The organism is Sporichthya sp. (assembly GCF_013815995.1).
GTDB lineage: Bacteria > Actinomycetota > Actinomycetes > Sporichthyales > Sporichthyaceae > Sporichthya.
In genome coordinates this window covers 1-19,149 of record NZ_JACDFE010000063.1, presented here as the reverse complement: position 1 = coordinate 19,149, position 19,149 = coordinate 1, and the positions used below count along the sequence as shown (strand labels likewise).

At 69.6% G+C, this 19,149-nt stretch carries 20 protein-coding genes and 1 pseudogene; 17 read left to right on the top strand and 4 right to left on the bottom strand.

Annotated elements, in window-relative coordinates:
* From H0X00_RS09465 to H0X00_RS09400, 14 genes are all read left to right on the top strand, one after another.
* The coding region (locus H0X00_RS09465; RefSeq protein ID WP_293769402.1) for an acyl-CoA dehydrogenase family protein at positions 1–669 on the top strand (669 nt) is incomplete at its 5' end.
* Between the two features lie 66 nt (positions 670–735).
* Positions 736–2,115 (top strand): aromatic ring-hydroxylating dioxygenase subunit alpha, encoded by a 1,380-nt coding sequence (locus H0X00_RS09460; RefSeq protein ID WP_293769400.1) that lies wholly within the window; start codon positions 736–738, stop codon positions 2,113–2,115.
* Positions 2,112–3,722, top strand: a complete 1,611-nt coding sequence (locus H0X00_RS09455) for a class I adenylate-forming enzyme family protein (RefSeq protein ID WP_293769398.1) — start codon at positions 2,112–2,114, stop codon at positions 3,720–3,722. Before H0X00_RS09460 ends, H0X00_RS09455 begins: the two co-directional genes overlap by 4 nt.
* Positions 3,719–4,843 (top strand): LLM class flavin-dependent oxidoreductase, encoded by a 1,125-nt coding sequence (locus H0X00_RS09450; protein WP_293769396.1) that lies wholly within the window; start codon positions 3,719–3,721, stop codon positions 4,841–4,843. Before H0X00_RS09455 ends, H0X00_RS09450 begins: the two co-directional genes overlap by 4 nt.
* Positions 4,840–5,604: a hypothetical protein gene (locus tag H0X00_RS09445; protein ID WP_293769394.1), complete on the top strand. Its 765-nt coding sequence runs from the start codon at positions 4,840–4,842 to the stop codon at positions 5,602–5,604. The genes H0X00_RS09450 and H0X00_RS09445 overlap by 4 nt, the downstream gene beginning before the upstream one ends.
* On the top strand, positions 5,601–6,515 hold the full coding sequence (locus H0X00_RS09440) for an enoyl-CoA hydratase-related protein (protein ID WP_293769392.1): 915 nt from the start codon (positions 5,601–5,603) through the stop codon (positions 6,513–6,515). Before H0X00_RS09445 ends, H0X00_RS09440 begins: the two co-directional genes overlap by 4 nt.
* Positions 6,516–6,531: 16 nt before the next feature.
* On the top strand, positions 6,532–7,665 hold the full coding sequence (locus tag H0X00_RS09435) for an acyl-CoA dehydrogenase family protein (protein WP_293769390.1): 1,134 nt from the start codon (positions 6,532–6,534) through the stop codon (positions 7,663–7,665).
* A gap of 105 nt (positions 7,666–7,770) precedes the next feature.
* Positions 7,771–8,754 (top strand): thiamine pyrophosphate-dependent dehydrogenase E1 component subunit alpha, encoded by a 984-nt coding sequence (locus H0X00_RS09430; RefSeq protein ID WP_293769388.1) that lies wholly within the window; start codon positions 7,771–7,773, stop codon positions 8,752–8,754.
* Positions 8,751–9,818: an alpha-ketoacid dehydrogenase subunit beta gene (locus tag H0X00_RS09425; RefSeq protein ID WP_293769386.1), complete on the top strand. Its 1,068-nt coding sequence runs from the start codon at positions 8,751–8,753 to the stop codon at positions 9,816–9,818. The genes H0X00_RS09430 and H0X00_RS09425 overlap by 4 nt, the downstream gene beginning before the upstream one ends.
* Positions 9,819–10,049, top strand: a complete 231-nt coding sequence (locus tag H0X00_RS09420) for a lipoyl domain-containing protein (protein WP_293769384.1) — start codon at positions 9,819–9,821, stop codon at positions 10,047–10,049.
* A gap of 10 nt (positions 10,050–10,059) precedes the next feature.
* A complete protein-coding gene (locus tag H0X00_RS09415) occupies positions 10,060–10,395 on the top strand; it encodes a 2Fe-2S iron-sulfur cluster-binding protein (RefSeq protein ID WP_293769382.1) in 336 nt (111 codons plus the stop codon).
* Positions 10,388–11,149, top strand: a complete 762-nt coding sequence (fabG, locus tag H0X00_RS09410) for a 3-oxoacyl-ACP reductase FabG (RefSeq protein WP_293769380.1) — start codon at positions 10,388–10,390, stop codon at positions 11,147–11,149. The genes H0X00_RS09415 and fabG overlap by 8 nt, the downstream gene beginning before the upstream one ends.
* Positions 11,146–12,114 (top strand): lipoyl synthase, encoded by a 969-nt coding sequence (gene lipA / locus H0X00_RS09405; protein WP_293769378.1) that lies wholly within the window; start codon positions 11,146–11,148, stop codon positions 12,112–12,114. Before fabG ends, lipA begins: the two co-directional genes overlap by 4 nt.
* A 12-nt stretch (positions 12,115–12,126) precedes the next feature.
* A complete protein-coding gene (locus tag H0X00_RS09400; RefSeq protein ID WP_293769376.1) occupies positions 12,127–12,546 on the top strand; it encodes a MaoC family dehydratase N-terminal domain-containing protein in 420 nt (139 codons plus the stop codon).
* A gap of 9 nt (positions 12,547–12,555) precedes the next feature.
* Here H0X00_RS09400 and H0X00_RS09395 read toward each other — a convergent pair whose 3' ends face one another.
* The gene (locus H0X00_RS09395; protein WP_293769374.1) at positions 12,556–13,305 is read right to left on the bottom strand and encodes an SDR family NAD(P)-dependent oxidoreductase; all 750 of its coding nucleotides are present in this window, start codon (positions 13,303–13,305) and stop codon (positions 12,556–12,558) included.
* A complete protein-coding gene (locus tag H0X00_RS09390) occupies positions 13,286–14,536 on the bottom strand; it encodes a cytochrome P450 (protein WP_293769372.1) in 1,251 nt (416 codons plus the stop codon). Before H0X00_RS09390 ends, H0X00_RS09395 begins: the two co-directional genes overlap by 20 nt.
* Before the next feature lie 128 nt (positions 14,537–14,664).
* Here H0X00_RS09390 and H0X00_RS09385 point away from each other — a divergent pair, with 128 nt between their 5' ends.
* On the top strand, positions 14,665–15,423 hold the full coding sequence (locus H0X00_RS09385; protein ID WP_293769370.1) for a hypothetical protein: 759 nt from the start codon (positions 14,665–14,667) through the stop codon (positions 15,421–15,423).
* On the opposite strand, the pseudogene H0X00_RS09380 reads toward H0X00_RS09385, so the two are convergent.
* A pseudogene (locus H0X00_RS09380) lies at positions 15,420–15,545 on the bottom strand (acetyl-CoA C-acetyltransferase); the annotation flags it as partial. The gene H0X00_RS09385 and the pseudogene H0X00_RS09380 sit on opposite strands and share 4 nt — an antisense overlap.
* 669 nt (positions 15,546–16,214) lie before the next feature.
* Here H0X00_RS09380 and H0X00_RS09375 point away from each other — a divergent pair.
* Positions 16,215–16,595 (top strand): DUF1295 domain-containing protein, encoded by a 381-nt coding sequence (locus H0X00_RS09375; RefSeq protein ID WP_293769368.1) that lies wholly within the window; start codon positions 16,215–16,217, stop codon positions 16,593–16,595.
* An 81-nt stretch (positions 16,596–16,676) separates the two neighbouring features.
* On the opposite strand, the gene H0X00_RS09370 is transcribed toward H0X00_RS09375, so the two are convergent.
* On the bottom strand, positions 16,677–17,837 hold the full coding sequence (locus H0X00_RS09370) for an acetyl-CoA C-acyltransferase (RefSeq protein ID WP_293769366.1): 1,161 nt from the start codon (positions 17,835–17,837) through the stop codon (positions 16,677–16,679).
* Positions 17,838–18,026: 189 nt separating this feature from the next.
* On the opposite strand from H0X00_RS09370, the gene H0X00_RS09365 reads away from it, so the two are divergent.
* Positions 18,027–19,149, top strand: a 1,123-nt coding sequence (locus H0X00_RS09365) for a hypothetical protein (protein ID WP_293769364.1), incomplete at its 3' end; no start/stop codon positions are given.

Sequence of the window (19,149 nt, the reverse complement as noted above, 5' to 3'; positions counted from 1 at the left end):
GGCGAGGACCGGGCGGTCGTCTTCCCCGGAGGCGGAGCCGGGACCGCATCGGCGCCGTCGGCACTGCCGGTGGTCGGCTCCGCGCTGTTCCTCGACGCCGGTTCCCTCTTCCTCAGCCGTGCCGCCGTGCTGCAGACCAACGGGCGCTGGCGCAGTCCCTCATGGTCGGACGTCGTCCTGGTCGGCCCAGGCCAGGACGTCACATTCGCGGAACCGGTGGACGGCGAACGGATCGGAGCGCTGGCTCGCGCGTTGAGCGCCACCTTCGCCCTCGGCGTCGCGTCCTCGCTACTCGACGCGGCGGTGGCGCACGCCCGCGACCGGGTGCAATTCGGCGTCCCGATCGGGACTCAGCAGGCCGTGAAGCACAGCCTTGCCGACGCCTGGATCGACCTCGCGCACGCGCGGGCGCTGGTGGCGGGCGGCGTACGGCAGTTGGATGCCGGCGACGTCGGCGCGCACCGCGTCGTGGCCATGGGCAAGGACAAGGCGGGGCGGGCGACGCAGCGCAGCGCAGAGCGCTGCCTGCAGGTCTTCGGCGGCATCGGATTCACCTGGGAGCACCGCACCCACGACGCGTTGAAGACGGTCGCGCGGCTCCGGCACTACCCCGCAACGGCGGCCGCGCTCCGGGCGGAGTTGCTGAGCGCGTCGACCCGCGCGTATTGATTCTTTGGAAGCAACCACTTACTATCGATTGAGGACTTACTCCGAGGGCCTTCTGGGGAGCGAGACATGACGGTCACCGATCCAGAGCTCCGCGAGTCCATGACCACGGTGGCGGAGTACCTCCGGGAGGACCCGCGGACCCCGGACGTCCTGTTCGAGCAGGCCGGGGAGGACCCCCCGCTGGTGCCGTTCAGTGCCGAGCGCTACACGAGCACGGACTGGGCGGCTCTCGAGGTCGAGCGCGTGTTCAAGAAGCAGTGGCAGATGGCGTGCCGCGAGAACGACATTCCGGCGACCGGCGACTACATCGAGTACCGCATCGCCGACCAGACGATCGTGCTCGTCCGCCTCGGGGACGGCTCGATCCGGGCCCTGCGCAACTCCTGCCTGCACCGCGGCACGGCGCTGATCGAGGGCGCCGGGTCCAACGCCGAGTTCCAGTGCACCTTCCATGGCTGGACCTGGGAGCTGGACGGTTCGCTCAAGCACATCCCGTGCCGGTGGGACTTCCCGAAGATCGAGGACCGCTCGTTCGCGCTCCCGCAGGTGAAGGTCGACACCTGGAACGGCTTCGTGTTCGTGAACTTCGACCCACAGTGCGAGCCGCTCGCCGATTTCGTCGGCCCGACGCTGGCGCGGCACTTCACCTTGTGGCCGCTGGACCGCCGCTACAAGGCCGTCCACGTGGTCAAGAAGATCAACTGCAACTGGAAGGTCGCGCTCGAGGCGTTCATGGAGGACTACCACGTCTTCCGGACGCACGCGAGCATCGTCGGTTACGCCGCGGACTGCAACTCCCAGTACGACATCTTCGATGGTCGGCACAGCCGCATGATCACCGCGATGGGCGTGGCCAGCCCGCATCTACGCGACTCCTACACCGCGCAGGACACCGTCGACTCGATGATCGGCGACCTCGTGGCCGACGTCGCCCGTGACGCGAACGTCGTGGTCGAACCGCCGCAGATCCCGGAAGGCTCGACCTCGCGCCAGGTGCTGGCCGGCTTCATGCGCGACTCGATGGGGGAGCGCTCCGGCATCGACTTCTCCGCGGCGGCCGACGCGGAGGTCCTGGACGCGATCCAGTACCAGATGTTCCCGAACCTGATCCCGTGGGGCGGGTTCTCGTTCCCGCTGGTGTACCGGTACCGCCCGGCCGAGAACCCCGACTGGTGCTACTTCGACGTGATGATCCTGGCGCCGATGCCCGAAGGCGTTCCGCTGCCCCGGGACGCTGCCCCGATCGAGCTCCCTTCGGACGAGCCGTGGGCGAACTGCGAACTGCTCGGTGGCCTCGGCCCCGTCTACGACCAGGACATGGTCAACCTGCCCAAGGTGCAGCGCGGGCTGCACAACGACTCCCTGCGCGAGCTCGTCTTCAGCGAGTACCAGGAGCGCAACATCCGCCACTTCCACCGGCGCCTCGAAGAAATCGTCGGTCGATGACCGCCTCACTTGCCCACTATCTCCCCGACACCTCCGTCCCGCTCTGGGAGATCACGCTCGGTGGCCTGCTGGCCGACGCGGCGGCCGAAGTCCCGAACCTCACCGCGCTGGTGTCCGGCACCGACGCGCGGCGTTGGACCTACGCGGAGCTGGATCGCGCGGTGGACAGGGTCGCCGGTTCGCTCGCGGCCCGGCTCGCGCCGGGCGACCGGGTGGCGGTGTGGTCGATCGGCATCCCCGAGTTCGTCCTGCTGCAGTTCGGTTGCGCCCGCGCCGGGCTCGTCCTGGTGCCGCTCAACCCGGCCTACCAGGGCCCGGAGCTGCAATACGCGCTGGAGCAGTCGCGGTCGCGGGCGCTCTTCGTCGGCCCAGAGCTGCGCGGCCGCGACCTTCATGCGGTGGCGGACGGGATTCGCGCGGACCTGCCGGGCCTGGAAATGGTCGAGCGGCTCGACGCGCTGGAAGAGTTCACGGCCCGGCCCGGGGCCGCGCCGTTACCTGCGGTCGCGCCGCTCGATCCGTTCATGATCCAGTACACCTCGGGCACCACCGGCCGGCCCAAGGGCGCGGTGCTCACCCACCGGGGCGTGGTCAACAACGCCCGACTGTCTGCGCTGCGGGCCGGCATCGCGCCCGGCGGCGTATGGCTCAACCCGCTACCGATGTTCCACACCGGCGGATGCGTGTTCAACGCGCTGGGGGCGATGGCGAACCGCGGTACCCACGTGCTGATGCCGACCTGGGAGCCCGGGGCGGCGCTCGACCTCCTCGAGCGGGAGCGCATCACCTTCCTGTGCTGCGTGCCGACGATGTTGATCGGCATGATGGAGCACACGGACTTTGACAAGCGGGACCACTCCTCGCTCGCGACGGTGCTCTCCGGCGGGTCGACTGTTCCGCCGGAGCTCGTGCGACGCATCGAGGCCGAGCTCGACGTCTCCTTCGTCATGGTGTTCGGCCAGACCGAGTCAGGCCCGACGGTCACGATGACCAACCCCGGGGATCCGGACGAGCTCAAGGCACAGACCATCGGCTATCCCCTGCCGCACACCGAGGTGCGCATCGTCGACCCGGACACTGGCGCCGTGCTCGCCTGTGGCGAGCAGGGCGAACTGTGCATCCGCGGGTACGGCCGGATGCTGGAGTACTTCGAGTTGCCCGCGGAGACCGCGGCCAGCATCGACGCCGAGGGCTGGATGCACAGCGGCGACCTCGCCCGGATGGACAGCAACGGCTACTTCGCCATCACCGGCCGGTGTAAGGACATCATCCGCCGCGGGGGCGAGACCGTGTCGCCGCGCGCCCTCGAGGACCTGCTCTTCGGCCGCCCGGGGGTCGCCGAGGTCGCCGTGGTGGGAGTGCCCGACGAGCGGCTCGGGGAAAAGGTGGCGGCCTTCATCCGGCCGACGACGCAGGCCGCGCCCGACCTGGCGGCGCTGCGACGCGAACTGATCGCCGCGGTCGCCAAGTTCAAGGTTCCGGAGTACTGGGTGCTGATCGACCAGCTCCCGCTGACTGCCTCGGGCAAGGTCCAGAAATTCGTGTTGCGCGACAGGTTCGTCGCGGGCGAGTACGACATCCAGCGCTTGCAAGGAGACACGCAATGAAGTTCGGTCTGGCCTTTGAGCTCTCCGTCCCGCGGCCGTTCACCAACGGCATCGAGCGGGAGGTGTACATGCGCAGCCTGGAGCAGGCGCGACTAGGCGACCAGCTCGGGTTCGACCAGGCCTGGGTGGTGGAGCACCACTTCATGGAGGAGTACTCGCACTCCTCCGGGCCCGACCTGTTCCTCGCGGCGCTGGCGATGATGACCGACCGTATCCGGCTCTGCCACGGCATCGTGGTGTGCGTCCCCGAGATCAACCCCGCGATCCGGGTCGCCGAGCGCGCCGCCGTGCTCGACGTGCTGTCCAACGGGCGCATGGAACTCGGCACCGGCCGGTCGGGCACGTGGACCGAGCTCGCCGGCTTCGGGGTCGACCCAGAAGAGACGAAGAAGACCTGGGACGAATACGTTCGGGTGATCCCGAAGATGTGGACCCAGGAACGCTTCTCCTACCAGGGCCGCTCGTTCTCCATGCCGGAGCGCATGGTGCTGCCCAAGCCCGTCCAGCGGCCGCACCCGCCGATGTGGGTGGCCGTCACCGCGCCCGGCACGGAGCTCGATGCCGCGGACCGCGGGCTCGGCAGTTACGGCGTCAGTTTCTCCTCCTCGCTGGTCGATCAGGAGAAGCGGATCGCCGGCTACCGCAAGCGAATCCAGTCCTGCGACCCGGTCGGGTCGTTCGTCAACGAGCAGGTGAACACCGTCAACTTCCTCTACTGCCACGAGGATGAAGGCATCGCCCTGACGACCGGTCAGAAACTCGTCACCGGGTTCTCCTCGGCGGCCGCCCAGGTGCTCGACATCCGCGACTCCTATCCCACCGCGGCCTACCGCGCACCCGGGTTGCTCTCCGCGATCAGGCAGGAGGCGGGCGCGCCCACGGACGGTAAGAAAAAGCCGGAAGGCCTGTGCTACGGAACCCCCGACCAGATCGAGGAGGCGCTGCGGCGCTGGGAATCGGTCGGTGTCGACCGGGTGGTGTTCATGGTCAACTACCTTGAGATCATCGACCAGGGCGCCGTGCTGGACAGCATGCGCCTGTTCGCGCGCGAGGTCATGCCCCGCTTCGGGCAGACCGCCTTCACCTCCGCGTCCCTCGACCTCGTGGCGAGTTCGGCGTGAGCGAGACGCACCTGGTCGGGCAACTCGACGTCACCGCGCTGGCCGGGACCTGGCCCCAGATCACCGATTTCGGGACTCCGCCGTGGGAACTCGGCCTGATCGACGTGGTGCACATCAACTACGAGACGACGTCCGCGACGATGCTCAGCACCCTGCCGCCGGCGGTCCACCCGAGCATCCCACCGCACCTGTCCTGGCTCGTGTACCGGGTGCACGACAGCGACCTCGGCCCGTTCCAGTTGGCCCAGACGCGGATCGGCTGCCGGATCGGGCTCAAGCCGCGCGGCCTGCTGACCTCGGCGGTGTGCGACAGCCCGATGGCCGTCAAAGAACTCGAGCGTCGCTGGGGTTTCCGGGTCCGGCTCGGCCAGATCCGGGTCACGCCGCGCAATGACCACGTGAATGTCCGGGTCGCCGTGGACGCCGCGTCCATCCTCGCCGTCGACATCGAGGGGCCGGTGCTGCTTCCGGGCTCCGGCGTGCCGATCGCGCCCGGCCTGAACCTGGCGAACACCCCGCTGGGGCGCCAACTGGTCCAGGTCGACCCGGAGTACGTCATCGCCAGCGCCGAGCGGGGCACACCGCGGCTGCGGCACTTCGACGCCGCCGCGTGGGGCGCCACCGGCGTCACGCCCAACTGGCCGATCTCCGGTGTCTGGATGCAGGCCGAGGTGACGCTGCCCGCCCTTCGTTTCGTCACCGACCCGGCCTCGCGCGCGGTGGACGGCACCGTCCGGCTTCCCGACAGCCGCTCCGGATGAACGAGGGGACGCAGGCGATCGACCGCGTGTACGCCGGGCTCGACTGGAAACTCGACGACGGGATCCTCACGGTCACGATCGACCGCCCGGAATGCCTGAACGCGATCGACACCCGGACGATGAACGAGCTCACCCATGTCTTCGCCCGGGCCCACCGCGACGACGCCGTGCGGGTCGTGATCGTCACCGGCCGCGGCCGCGCCTTCTGCGCCGGTGGCGACCTGCGACCCGGCGAGGCGACCTTCGACGCGGTCGACCAGGGCCGGGCCGACTCCGCGGCGGATCATGTCGAGACCGGCGGTCCGCTCGCGATGAGCGTGTTCACCAACCACAAGCCCTTCATCGCCGCCATCAACGGACCGGCCGTCGGGATCGGCCTAACGCTCACCCTTCCGATGGACCTGCGGATCGCCGTGCCGGGCGCCAAACTCGCGATGTCCTTCGTCCGGCGCGGCATCGTGCCCGACGCGTGCGCGACCTGGTTCCTGCCGCGGCTCGTCGGTGCCGGCACGGCGTTGGACTGGGCCGTCAGCGGCCGCACCTTCCGCAGCGAGGAGGCGCACCGGGCGGGTCTGGTCGACGAGCTCTGCCCGGCCGAGGAGTTGCTCGAGCGGGCGAATGAGCGGGCCCGGGAGTACCTGGCGGCCGCGCCGGTCGCGATCGCCGCCACCCGTGCGCTGGTGTGGCGGATGGCGGGTGCGCCGCACCCCCTGGACGCCTACGCGGTCGAGGCACCGATGATCTTCGAGCTCGGCGCCCGGTCGGACGCACGGGAGGGCGTGCGGGCGTTTCTCGACAAGCGCCCGCCGCGGTTCACCCAGCGGGTCAGCGCCGACATGCCCTCGAACTACCCGTGGTGGGACCGGGCCGAGGCGCTACGGCCCGAAGGCTCCCTGCCCCCGTTCGCCTAGGAAAGGCTGTCAACCCATGCGGGCGAGCGAGTACGGACTCGACACGCACTACGACCGGATCCAGGACGAGGTCCGCGCGGTCCTCGACGGCGTGGCCCCGGAGGACCGGGAGCCCACCGGCGGCCGGCTGAGCCCCCTGCTGGTCAAGGCGTTTGCGGAGTCCAATCTCTCCGAGCACATGGTGGCGGCGCGCCACGGCGGTCGGACGGAGACGATCGACCCGCTTGCGGTGTGCGTGATCCGCGAGGCACTGATGAACTCCTCCTCCCAGTTGGACGCGCTGTTCTCGCTGCAGGGCATCGGCAGCTACGCGCTGAGCCGGGCGGGCCACCCGGAGGTGCAGCAGCACTGGCTGCCGCGGATCGCCCGCGGCGAGGCGCTGGCCGCGATGGCGCTGACCGAACCGCACGCGGGTTCGGATCTGAAGTCGATCACCACCACCATGCACGAGGACGGCGACGACCTGGTGATCTCGGGGCACAAGAACTACATCTCGCACGCCTCGGTCGCCGACGTGATCACCGTTTTCGTGCGCGAGGGCGAGGGTTACTCCCTGGCGGTGGTGCCGGCCCGGACGCCCGGTCTGCGGATCGAGGACGGCCCGACCCTGATCGCGCCGCACGAAGTCTCCGATCTGTATTTCGACGAGGTGCGGGTCCCGCGCTCGCACCGCATCGGCGCGCCGGGCGAGGCCTTCGAGCACGTGCTGGCCACCCTCACGGTGTTCCGCGCGTCCGTGGCCGGCTCGGCCGTGGGGCTGGCGCAGGCTGCGCTGGACACCGCGTTGGAGCACTGCGTGACCCGCGAGCAGTTCGGCCGGCCGCTGTGGAAACTGGGCGCGGTCGGTGCTCTTCTGGCCGACTGTGCCGGCGAGGTGGAGATGGCGCGGCTGTTGGCCTACCGCGCGGCCGGGCGCGCGAAGGCGGGCAGCCCCGACGCGTTGGACTACTCCTCGATGGCGAAGCTGGCGACCACCGAGATCGCCTGCCGTGTCGTGGACCGATGCCTGCAGACCATGGGCCGCTTCGGACTCGAGGCCGAGGGCCATATGGCTCAGCTCTACCTCATCGCCCGCCCGCTGCGGATCTACGAGGGCGCCAACGAGGTGCTGCGGCTCGGGGTGGCGCGATACCTGGTCGGTGCGCGGTAACCGGCCGCATCGCAGCTCAGATCGTTGACAGAAGTTGTAAATACTTACTATCTTTAATCGCCGGCACGCAGCACCGGCCTCCGAAGGCGATCAAGGGAGATCCGCATGACGGCCCCGGCCACCGACCCGCAGGTACTGAATCGCATCTACGAGCTCGCCGCCCGCATCCGGCTCTGCGACGAGCGGGTGATCAAGATGCTCACGGGTGGTGAGATGGCGATCATCTACTACCCGGTGACCGGGCAGGAGGTGCTCGCGGCGGCTTCCGGTGCGGTCCTTCGTGCGGACGACTACGTCGTCACCACCTACCGCGGCATGCACGACCAGGTCGCCAAGGGGATGCCCTTCGGCCCGCTCTTCGCCGAGTACATGGGCCGCGTGAGCGGTGCGTGCAAGGGCAAGGGCGGGCCCATGCACATCACCTACCCCGAGCTCGGAATCATGGTGACCTCGGGCATCGTCGGTGGTGGGCTGCCGATCGCCAACGGGCTCGGCTGGGCTGCGCAGCTGCTCGGGCAGGACCGGGTGACGGTCGTGAACTTCGGCGACGGCGCGGCGAACATCGGAGCCTTCCACGAGGCGCTCAACCTCGCGGCGCTCTGGGACCTGCCCGTCGTGTTCCTCTGCCAGAACAACCGCTACGCCGAGCACACCAGCTACGCGCGCAGCCAGCGCAACGAGCAAGTGGCACCGCGCGCCGAGGGCTATGGGATGGCCGGGGTGACCGTCGACGGCAACGACGCGGCCGCGATCTACTCCGTGCTCGCCGAGGCCGTGGCCAAGGCGCGGCGCGGCGAGGGACCGACGCTGGTGGAGGCCATGACTTACCGCTTCAACGGGCACTACTTCGGCGATCCGCAGGAGTACATGCCGACCGAGGAGAAGAAGGCCGCCAAGGCCGCCGACCCGGTCAAGGCGTTGCGACGCAAACTGATCGACGAGGGCCACGCGAACGAGGAGGATCTCGCCGCGCTCGAGGCGCGGATCCGCGCCGAGCTCGACGAGGCGGTCGCGGCCGCGAAGGCGGCGCCGATGCCGGACCTCGCTGAGCTCTACACCGACGTGTACGCCGAGGAGCTGGCCTCATGAGCACGATCGACGCGCCGGGGGGCACCCGGCTGATGGGCTTCGGCGAGGCGCTCAACGACGCCCTCGACGTCGCCCTCCAGATCGACCCCACCGTCGTGCTGCTCGGCGAGGACATCGACGACGAGTCCACCGGCGGCAACTTCAAGATCACCGCGGGTCTGTCCACCAAGCACGGCGATCACCGCGTGCGCACCACGCCTATCTCGGAGCAGGCGATCGTGGGCGCGGCCATCGGCGGCGCGCTCGGCGGCCTGCGCCCGGTCGCGGAGATCATGTTCGTGGACTTCCTCGCCGTGGCGATGGACCAGATCGTCAACCACGCCGCCCGGCTGCGTTACATGTCCGGCGGCAAGACGCCGGTGCCGATCACCATCCGCACCGCGAGCGCCGGCGGTCAAGGATTCGGCGGCCAGCACTCCGGCATGCTCGAGTCCTGGTTCACCCACGTCCCCGGGCTGAAGGTCGTCGTGCCGGCATCCGCCGACGACGCCAAGGGCCTGCTGCTGTCCTCGATCTTCGACCCCGACCCCGTCCTGTTCATCGAGTCCTCCCGCCTGTACTTCGGCAACATGGCCTTCGGCGAGCCCGGCGGCGACCCACGGCGCCTGCACGTCGAGGTGCCGCTCGGGGACTACCGGGTGCCGCTCGGAAAGGCGCGGATCCGCCGGGAAGGCGACGCGGTCACCCTCGTGACCTACGGCCGTCAGGTGGATGACGCCACCAAGGTCGCGGACCGGCTCGCCGAGGAGGGAATCTCGGTCGAGCTGATCGACCTGCGCTCGCTCGTACCGCTGGACCTGGAGACCGTTCTGGCCTCGGCCGCGAAGACCCGGCGCGTGGTGATCTTCCAGGAGGCCGTCACGCGCTCCGGCTTCGGTGGCGAGCTCGCCGCGCGCATCACCGAGGAGCTGTTCGACACCCTCGAGGTGCCGGTACGGCGCCTCGGTGCGCCGAACACCCCCGTGCCGTACGCCGCCAACCTGGAGACCGCCTACCAGCCGTCCGCCGAGGCGCTCGCCGCAGAGGTACGTGAGACCGTCGAACGAAAGGCCAGGGCTTCCTAGATGAGCACTCCGATCCTGCTGCCCAGGATGGGGGCGTCGATGACGCACGCGGTCTTCATCGAGTGGCTGGTTCCCGACGGGTCGGCCGTCACCGAGGGGGACGAGCTCTACATCGTAGGCACTGACAAGGTCGACCAGACCGTCGAGGCCACCGCCACCGGCACCCTGCGCACCGAGGCGCAACCCGACCAGGAGTTCGCCATCGGCGAGCAACTGGGCGAGATCGTGTGACCGTGCGATCGTGAGCTGGACGGTCTACGTCCGACCGGGAGGAGCGGCCTTCGCCGTCCGGGAAGGGGAGACCCTGATGGCGGCGGCCACCCGCGAGGGTTACCGCTGGCCGACGATCTGCGGCGGCAAGGCGACGTGCACCACCTGCTTCGTTCAGGTCGTCGAGGGCCGTGCCTCGGTACCTCCGGCCGGCTTGGTCGAGACCAACGCTCTGCGAATGCTCGTCAAGCGCTTCGCGGACGACCCCGGCCGGATCCGACTCGCGTGCCAGGTCACCGTCGCCGGCGACGGGGTTGTCGTACTGCGTCCTGGGGTCCGCCGTGCAGAAGGAGAAATACATGAGTGAGCCCTCCCCGCGGGTCGCCGTCGTGACGGGCGCCGCGCGCGGCATCGGATTGGGGATCGCCGAGCGACTGCTCGGCGACGGGATGGCGGTCGCCCTCCTGGACCTCGACGCCCCCGGGGTGAAGGAGAGCGCCGAGCGCCTCCGGGCCCTCGGCGCTCGCGTAGGCGCGGTTGTCGCGGACGTCTCCGACCCGGGTCAGGTCGCGGCCGCCCTGCAGCAGGTCGAGCGTGAGCTGGGCCCACCCACGGTCCTCGTCAATAACGCCGGCGTGACGCGGGACGCGTATCTGTTCAAGATGAAGGTCGAGGACTGGGACCTCGTGCTGCAGGTGCACCTGCGCGGCGCCTTCCTGATGTCGCAGGCAACTCAGGCGTACATGACCCAGGCGGGCTGGGGCCGCATCGTGAACATCTCCAGCGCCTCGGCCCTCGGCCTGCGGGGGCAGGCCAACTACTCCGCCGCCAAGGCGGGGCTGCAGGGGCTGACGAAGACTCTCGCCCTCGAGCTCGGCAGGTTCGGGGTCACCGTGAACTCCGTCGCGCCGGGTTTCGTCATGACGGATATGACCAGGGCCACGGCGGCGCGACTCGGGATCCCGTGGGAGGAGTACGTGCCGAAGATCGAGGCCGAGATCCCCGTGCGGCGCGCAGGGGTGCCGGCCGACATCGCGCACGCGGTGTCCTACTTCGCGAGCGAGGGCGCGGGCTACGTCAGCGGGCAGGTCCTCTATGTCGCGGGGGGACCGACGTCGTGACGAGCCTCCCGGTAGCGGCCGACGGCCGCCGGCTGCTGCGGGTGGAGGCCCGCAACGCGCGCATCCCGGCGCGTCCGCGGCCGGATTGGCTGCGGACCCGGGTGCAGGCCGGGCCGGGCTTCCGCGACGTCGAGGCACTGGTCCGGGCCGGCGACCTGCACACCGTGTGCGAGGAGGCCGGCTGTCCGAACATCGCCGAGTGCTGGGAGGACCGCGAGGCGACCTTCCTGATCGGCGGCAACCGATGCACGCGGCGCTGCGACTTCTGCCTGATCGACACCGGCCGTCCGGAGGCCCTGGACCGCGACGAGCCCCGTCGCGTCGCGGCCTCGGTCCGGGCCATGGGGCTGCGCTACGCGACCGTGACGGGGGTGGCCCGCGACGACCTGCCCGGCGGCGGTGCGTGGCTGTACGCCGAGACGGTCCGTCAGATTCACGCCGCGGTCCCGGGGACGGGCGTGGAGCTGCTGATCCCTGACTTCTCCGGTCGGCCCGAGCCGCTCGACGAGGTGTTCGCCGCGACTCCCCAGGTGCTCGCGCACAACGTCGAGACCGTGCCTCGGCTGTTCCGCCGGATCCGCCCGGGCTTCACCTTCGAACGCTCGCTGGCGGTCCTCTCCCGCGCAGCGCGGGCCGGACTGGTAACGAAATCGAATCTGATCCTGGGCCTGGGGGAGGAGCCGGCCGAGATTCCCGGTGTGCTGGCCGAGCTGCGCTCCGCGGGCTGCGAGCTGGTGACCGTCACCCAGTACCTCCGCCCGTCGCAGCGGCACCACCCGGTGCAGCGGTGGGTGCGTCCCGAAGAGTTCGCGGCGCATGCGGACGAGGCCACGGCGCTGGGCTTCGCCGGCGTCATGTCCGGTCCGCTGGTCCGCTCGTCCTACCGGGCGGGCCGGCTCTACGCGCAGGCCGTGCAGGCGCGCGAGCCGGCCGGCTCTGCGCTGGCCCTGACGGCGCGGAGCTGAGGGGTCCGGACGATGGACGCACCCAAGCCGTTCACCCTCGTGGTGGAGCAGGGCAAGGTCAACGAGTTCACCCGCGCGGTGGCGTTGCCCGGGCGAGACGGCCCCCGGGAACACGCCGACCTCTCACCGCCGACCTTCCTGATGTCCGCGGCGTTCTGGTGCGGCCCGGAGAACCTGGCCATCACGCACGACGAGCGCTTTGACCGGACGCTGCACGCCGGCGTCGAGTTCGTGTTCGAGGGCCCACCCCCCGCGCCGGGAACCCGGCTGACGGGGCAGGCACGGCTGGGTGCCGTGACCGAGAAGGCGGGCCGGCGCGGTGGCCGGATGGAGTTCACCGACGAGGTGGTCGACTACGTCGACGACAGCGGCGCCCTCGTGGTCCGCTACACCTCGACCACGGTGGTCGTGGAGAAGCCGCCGGCCCAGTAGTCCGCCGGCTCAGTAGCCCGCGAGCCACCCGCCGTCGATGACGTGGCACGCGCCGGTCGAGTAGGACGCCTCGTCGGAGGCGAAGAACGCGATGACGTTGGCGATCTCGGCCGGGGCCGCCGACCGCGCCAGGGGGATCTTCGTCGCCAGCAGGGCGTTGATGTCGATTCCGGCGGCGAGGGCCACCTCGTGCATGGGCGTGTCGACCGCCCCGGGGTTCACCGCGTTGACCCGCACCCCGGTGCCGGCGAGCTCCAGCGCCGCGACCTTGGTCATGCCGTTCACCGCGTGCTTGGAGGCGCAGTACGCGATCTGCCCGGGCCCGCCGACCAGACCGTCGGTGGAGGACACGTTCACGATCGAGCCGGAACCCTGACCGGCCATCACCGCGCCCGCGGCCTTCATGCCGAGGAACACGCCGATCTGGTTGACCCCGATGACCTTCTGGTAGGTCTCCAGACTGGTGTCGAACATCGAGCTCAGGGCCACGATGCCGGCGTTGTTCACCAGGATGTCCAGGCCGCCGAACGAGGCGCGCACGGTCTCGATCGCGGCCGCCCAGGACGCATCGTCGCTCACGTCGAGCTCGACAAACATGGCGGCCTCGCCGAGGTGGTCGGCCAGCGCCTTGCCCTCCTCGACCCGTAGGTCGGCGATCGCCACCCTGGCACCGTCCGCGACGAACCGCTCTACCACGGCCGCGCCGAGGCCGCGGGCCCCGCCGGTGACGATGGCGCTCTTACCGTCGAACCGTGTCACGAGATTCTCCTGCGCTGTTGGCGGTGAAGGTGAGGTGGAGCGTGGCCGGGCCGCGTGAGAAGGCGGTGCGCCACTGCATCGGGTGCCCAGGGTCGAGCCGCAGATCCTGGAGCCGGTCCAGCACCTCCTCCAGCGCGACCCGCATCTCCAGCTCGGCGAGGGTCGCACCGACGCACCGGTGTAGCCCGTGGCCGAAGGAGAGGTGGCGGCTGGCGTTGCGTCGGTGGATGTCGATCACGTCCGGGTCCTCGAACGCCTCGGGGTCGCGGTTGCCCGCACCCAGGTAGAACAGCACGCGGTCGCCGGCCGCGAGCTTCTGCCCGCGGAGTTCGACGTCGTGGGCAGCCGTGCGCCCCAGACCCGGGGCCGGCGCCTCGAACCGCAGGAATTCGTCGACCGCCTTGCTCTTGTCCTCCAACGCGCGGACCTGCTGGCACAGCTGCGGGTCGGCGGCGAGATTTTTCACGGCGTTGCCGAGCCCGTTGGCGGTGGTCTCCAGCCCGCCGATGATCAGGTTGGTCAGGGTCTGGATCTGCTCGGGCTCGGTGAGCCGGCGGTCGCCGATGTCGCCGGACACCAGCGCCGTCACGACGTCGTCGCGCGGCTCGGCCCGTCGGGAGGCGAGGATTCCGGCACTCCACGGGATCAGCTGGGCGAGGACCTCGCCGGCCTTGTGCGGCTCCATCACCAGGGTGTCCACCCATTCGAGCACCTCGGTGAGCTCCGCGACCGGAATCCCGAGGTAGACGCCGAAGAAGACCTGGGCCGGGAACGGCACCGCGAACTCACTCATGAACTCGCAGGATCCGCGCTGCTCGAACTTCGCGATCAGGTCGCGCGCGAGCTCGCGGATCGCCTCCTCGCGTCCACTCACGGAGTCGTTGTGGAAGTACGGGTTGAGCAGCTTGCGCATGCCCCGGTGCAGCGGGGGGTCGACGTCTTGCGGCAGCAGGTGGAATTCGACGTCGCCGAAGTCGAACAGCACGGGCGCGGCGCCGTCCGTGCTGGTGAAGCTCTGCCAATCCTTGAACGCCGCGCACACGTCGTCGTGGCGGGTCACGATCCACTGGCCCTTGCCGTGCGCGTCGCTGAAGCCCACCGGGCACTCGGACTGCATCTGCCGCATGGTCGACCAGAACACCTCACTCGGGACCTCGGCGGCCTCGTCCGGCGCGGCCAGCGCAGGATCGAGCGGGCTGAAGTGGGTGCAGGGGGTCTGCGATTCGATCACCGGGAGCTCCTGTTGCGCGCATCCGACGGGGGAACTACTCTCCATGAAGATAGCAAGTACCTACAAGCATAGGCAAGCGTTCCGCGGGACGCGGGAACGATGAGGCCGCTCGATGCGAGGAGTGACTGATGGCCGTGGCCGGACAGAGGCTGTGCATCTGGTGTGGGGTTCCGATGATCGTCTTCATGCTGACCGGCTTCCTGCTGGCGGGCTTCGTGCCGCCGCCGTCGCCCGCCGACTCGGCGGCGGAGGTTGCGCAGATGTACCGCGAGAACGCGACCGGGATCCGGGCCGGACTGGTACTCGCCATGTTCGGATCGGCGCTGCTCGCGCCGTTCGCGGCCGCGATCTCGACCCAGTTGCGCCGCATCGAGGGCCGCGACTCGCCGCTGGCCTTCGCTCAACTCGCGCTCGGTGCCGCACTGCCGCTCATCTTCATCATCCCGATCGTGGTGCTGGAGACGGCCGCGTTCCGGCCCGAGCGCCCCGCGCAGTCGGTCCAGGACCTGAACGACCTCGGCTGGCTTCTGTTCATCGCGGTGGTTTCCACCGTGGTGCTGGAGCTGTTGGTGATCGGCGTTTGCATTCTGCTGGACTCCCGGCCGGCGCCGATCTACCCGCGCTGGGCGGGTTACTACAACCTCTGGGCCGCTGTCATGCTGATGCCCGGTGGCGGCACCGTGTTCTTCACCGACGGCCTGCTGGCCTGGAACGGTCTGCTGTGCTGGTGGATCCCGCTGGCCGTGTTCGGCTCGTGGCTCGCCGTCATGACCGTGCTCACGCTCCGGGCCATCGACGTCCAGGCGGCCGGGGCCGACGCCACGTCAAGCACCGATCCGGGCACCGAGCCGGGACGGCTGTCGCCGGTGGTCGGCACGTTCGGCTAACGGAGATTCTCCAGGATCGTCGTGTTGGCCTGGCCGCCGCCTCCGCACATCGTCTGCAACCCGTAGCGGAGGCCGTTGTCGGCGAGGTGGTGCACCAGGGTGGTCATCAGTCGGGCGCCGGAGGTCGCCCATCATCGTGAAGAAGTCGACCTGCATCGCTACCCGGCCGCAGAAGACGTCGACGATGCGAGGCGTCAGAGCCTGCCGCTCGGTCCGGCTGATCACGCCTAAGGCGAAGGCCGACGCCCGTAGTGCGTTGTCTGAAACGGGGCCCCACAATGACCAGCACAGCGGGGTCAACACGCCCGGCATGGCCTCACCGACGTTCGTGGTGCCGTAGTGCAGGTGCGGGTGGATCGCCCCTTGGAGGGGGTCCCAGTCGTCGTCCAACATCGACCACTAGCCGTCGCGCGGTCCGCCAGGCAGCGACATCTCTACTCCATTCACACCATCCGGCGGTACGGGATCCCCGCCCACCGCCGACGACCCCGTCGACACAGTCTCTGACAACGTCGCCTCCGACATCGTGACTGCCTTCACCTGGCGTGGAGCATGAGACGAGTAAGTGTTCACTCACAAGAAGGTTTCCAGATTTTTGTCCAACTCATTCTGTAAGTTGCTACTTACTACTATTATTCGGATGGCGGATCGGCCGCCGGCGCGAGAGCGGGGGCTAGGAGCGAGTGCTAGCTGTCCCGAGGACTCCCACGCAGGGAACTGTCCAGACCGCACTGAACGGCACCGTCGCACCCACTGACCCAGCCCGTCGACCAACCCACGGGGAGCGACCCATGACCGCCATTGCCGAGCCGCTGGGTATCGACCTGGCGAGTAACACCCAAGTGTTCCTTGCGATCACCATCTACACGTTCGCGGTGGTGACCGTGATTTGGGTAGTTGGGCTGATCCGGGACAACCACTCGATCATGGACGCCTACTACGGCTTCGGTTACGTCATCCCAGCGGTCTTCGCGTTCACCCTTGCCGACGCCCAGTCCCAGACCGCACTGGCGTTGTTGCTCATGGTGTCCCTGCACGGCCTGCGCCTAGGCTGCTACCTGGCCAAACGGATGCGCGGCTACATCAAGGCACACGGCGGCGACCCGCGATACAACAAGTTCCGGCGACAGCTCGACCCCGGTTACCTACGAGCAATCGACCCATCACGATGACCCACGACCCCGGGCCCGGCCCATCAACAACGCCAAAGCTGGGTCCGCTGAACGGATAGTGCCGCTGACCCGGATGTCGGTCTACGACCGGAGGTTCTCCAGGATCGTGGCGTTGGCCTGACCGCCGCCTTCGCACATCGTCTGCAACCCGTAGCGGAGGCCGTTGTCGGCGAGGTGGTGCACCAGGGTGGTCATCAGTCGCGCCCCGGACGCCCCGAGCGGGTGGCCGATCGCGATCGCCCCGCCCGCGGGGTTCAGGGTCTTTTCGTCGGCGCCTAATTCGGCCAGCCAGGCCAACGGAACGGGTGCGAAGGCCTCGTTCACCTCGAAGGCGCCGATGTCGGCGAGGGCGAGCCCGGATCGCTGCAGGGCCTTGCGGGTGGCCGGGATGGGCGCGCTGAGCATCATGACCGGGTCGTCGCCGGCCAGGACTGCGGTGTGCACCCGGGCCAGCGGGCGCAGGCCGAGACGGCGCGCGGTCTCACTCGTCATCATCAGCAGGGCGGCAGCGCCGTCGCTGATCTGCGACGAGTTGCCCGCATGAACGACGCCATCCTCGCGGAAGACCGGCTTGAGCCCTGCGAGCGTGTCCACGCTGGTGCCGCGGCGCAATCCCTCGTCGGCGGTGACGACCGTTCCGTCCGCGGTTCGCACCGGGACGATCTGCCGGGCGAACAGCCCGCCGTCGGTGGCCGCGGCCAGCTTGTCGTGGGAGCTCGCGGCGAACTCGTCGAGCCGGGCGCGGGAGAGCTTCCACTTCTCGGCCATCATCTCCGCGCCGATGCCCTGGTTGAAGCGCACGCCGTAGCGTGCCGCCACGGCCGGGCCGCCCGACTCGCCGAGCGCGGGGTTGGCGGTGATCGAACCCAGCGGGATCGCGCTCATCAGTTCCACGCCGCCCGCGACGACCACGTCGTAGTGACCGGCGATCAGGCCCGCTGCGGCGAAGTGGACGGATTGCTGCGACGAGCCGCACTGGCGGTCGATGGTCACGCCGGGCACCGACTCCGGCCAGCCGGCCGCGAGCACGGCCATCCGCCCGATGTCGTTTGCTTGCTGCCCGACCTGCTGTACGCAGCCCCAGATCACGTCGTCGACGAGGGCCGGGTCGAGGTCGTTGCGCGCAGCCAGCGCGGTGAGGACGGAGGCCGACAGATCCGCGGCGTGGACGCCGGATAGACCGCCGTTGCGCTTGCCGACGGGGGTGCGCACGGCGTCGACGATGACGGCGTCTGCGGACATGGTTCCTCCAGGGCTCGGAATACGTGGAGATAGTGAGTGCTCACCGCGAGAGTAGTGCGGCTCATCCCAAAAACAAAGTAAGTCATTACTTGCGTGCCAGTGCCGTTCCGGTTAGCGTATGACGAGGCTCACAACGCCTGAAGGGTCGGGAGCGCCGGCCCGTGACATCCGCGAGGAGGAGGAGGACCTGTGACCCGTCTGACACGCCTGGTGGCTGCGGGGATCGGTATCGCCGCCGTCCCGGGTTGGATGCTGGGGATCGCCCCAGCGGTGAAAGCCGACTCGGCGAGCGCTGCCTACGACGCCTTCGCGAACGCCTCCGCCTTTGAGGTGTCGATCGCCAATCCGTCGCTGCCCGCGCTCCCTGCGCTGGTGGGCGGCGGACCCGAGGCGGACGCGCGCCAGTCCTCCTCGGGTCAGGGTGACGCGAACGCCTCCACGCCCTACACAGGTGACACCGTCCCCGGTGTGCCTGGGGTCGCGGGGGCTCTGTTCGGCCTTCCCGTGCCGCCCTTCCCGTTCATCGCCTCGAGCACCCGCGGCACGCCGCCGGTGCGCACGTCCTACCCCGGTGTCGAGCTCACCGCCCGCTCCGATGACTTCTCCACGGCCGCCAAGGCGGTGCTCGGCAGCGACGGGGCGGGCGCCAACGCCTCCGCGCGGGTCGATCAGAACTCGGCGGGCGACGTGGTCGCCCGCGCCGTCACCGAGGCCAGCAACCTGCAGATCGGCGCGCTGATGTCGCTGTCGAACTTCCGGACCATCGCGGAGACGAAAGCGGACGGCTTCACCGGCAAGATCACGCGCTTCAGTTCGACCTCCATCGGAGGGATCGACGTCCCCGGCCTGGTCCTGCGCCTGCCCGAGCAGAGCCCCGGCAAGGCCCCACTTCCCGTGCCGATCCCGGGGGTGCCGAACCAGGAGCCGCTCGACCTGCCGCCGTTCCCGGTCCCGATGGGCGGCACGACCTTGTCCGACCCGAAGATTGGCCTGCGGGAGGGCACCTTCACGCTCACGCAGCCCGTGGACGGCAAGCCGCAGACCTTCGCTCTGCCGACCCAGCCCGTGCTCGACGCGTTCAAAGCCGCCGGCGTGACGCTGACGTACCAGTCGGCGAGCCAGCTCCCGAAGGGCATCAGCTCCGGTACGTACACCTTCCGCTACACCATCCCCGCCCCCCCGCCGAACAGCGGCTACAACGGCCCGACCGACGTCATCCAGTCGACCGGTGCCGCCAGCGCACTGGTGGACTTCGCGGTGGCCGGCCAGGCGGCCACCACTGGCGGGCCGGGGGTATCGGCCGGCCCCGCAC

Excerpts from the sequence above, each read along its gene's own strand:
- fabG (WP_293769380.1), top strand. The coding sequence starts at position 10,388 with ATGAGTGAGCCCTCCCCGCGGGTCGCCGTCGTGACGGGCGCCGCGCGC.
- H0X00_RS09420 (WP_293769384.1), top strand. The coding sequence starts at position 9,819 with ATGAGCACTCCGATCCTGCTGCCCAGGATGGGGGCGTCGATGACGCAC.
- H0X00_RS09435 (WP_293769390.1), top strand. The coding sequence starts at position 6,532 with ATGCGGGCGAGCGAGTACGGACTCGACACGCACTACGACCGGATCCAG.
- H0X00_RS09370 (WP_293769366.1), bottom strand. The coding sequence starts at position 17,837 with ATGTCCGCAGACGCCGTCATCGTCGACGCCGTGCGCACCCCCGTCGGC.
- H0X00_RS09385 (WP_293769370.1), top strand. The coding sequence starts at position 14,665 with ATGGCCGTGGCCGGACAGAGGCTGTGCATCTGGTGTGGGGTTCCGATG.
- H0X00_RS09455 (WP_293769398.1), top strand. The coding sequence starts at position 2,112 with ATGACCGCCTCACTTGCCCACTATCTCCCCGACACCTCCGTCCCGCTC.
- H0X00_RS09430 (WP_293769388.1), top strand. The coding sequence starts at position 7,771 with ATGACGGCCCCGGCCACCGACCCGCAGGTACTGAATCGCATCTACGAG.
- H0X00_RS09440 (WP_293769392.1), top strand. The coding sequence starts at position 5,601 with ATGAACGAGGGGACGCAGGCGATCGACCGCGTGTACGCCGGGCTCGAC.
- H0X00_RS09460 (WP_293769400.1), top strand. The coding sequence starts at position 736 with ATGACGGTCACCGATCCAGAGCTCCGCGAGTCCATGACCACGGTGGCG.
- H0X00_RS09425 (WP_293769386.1), top strand. The coding sequence starts at position 8,751 with ATGAGCACGATCGACGCGCCGGGGGGCACCCGGCTGATGGGCTTCGGC.
- H0X00_RS09400 (WP_293769376.1), top strand. The coding sequence starts at position 12,127 with ATGGACGCACCCAAGCCGTTCACCCTCGTGGTGGAGCAGGGCAAGGTC.
- H0X00_RS09375 (WP_293769368.1), top strand. The coding sequence starts at position 16,215 with ATGACCGCCATTGCCGAGCCGCTGGGTATCGACCTGGCGAGTAACACC.
- H0X00_RS09450 (WP_293769396.1), top strand. The coding sequence starts at position 3,719 with ATGAAGTTCGGTCTGGCCTTTGAGCTCTCCGTCCCGCGGCCGTTCACC.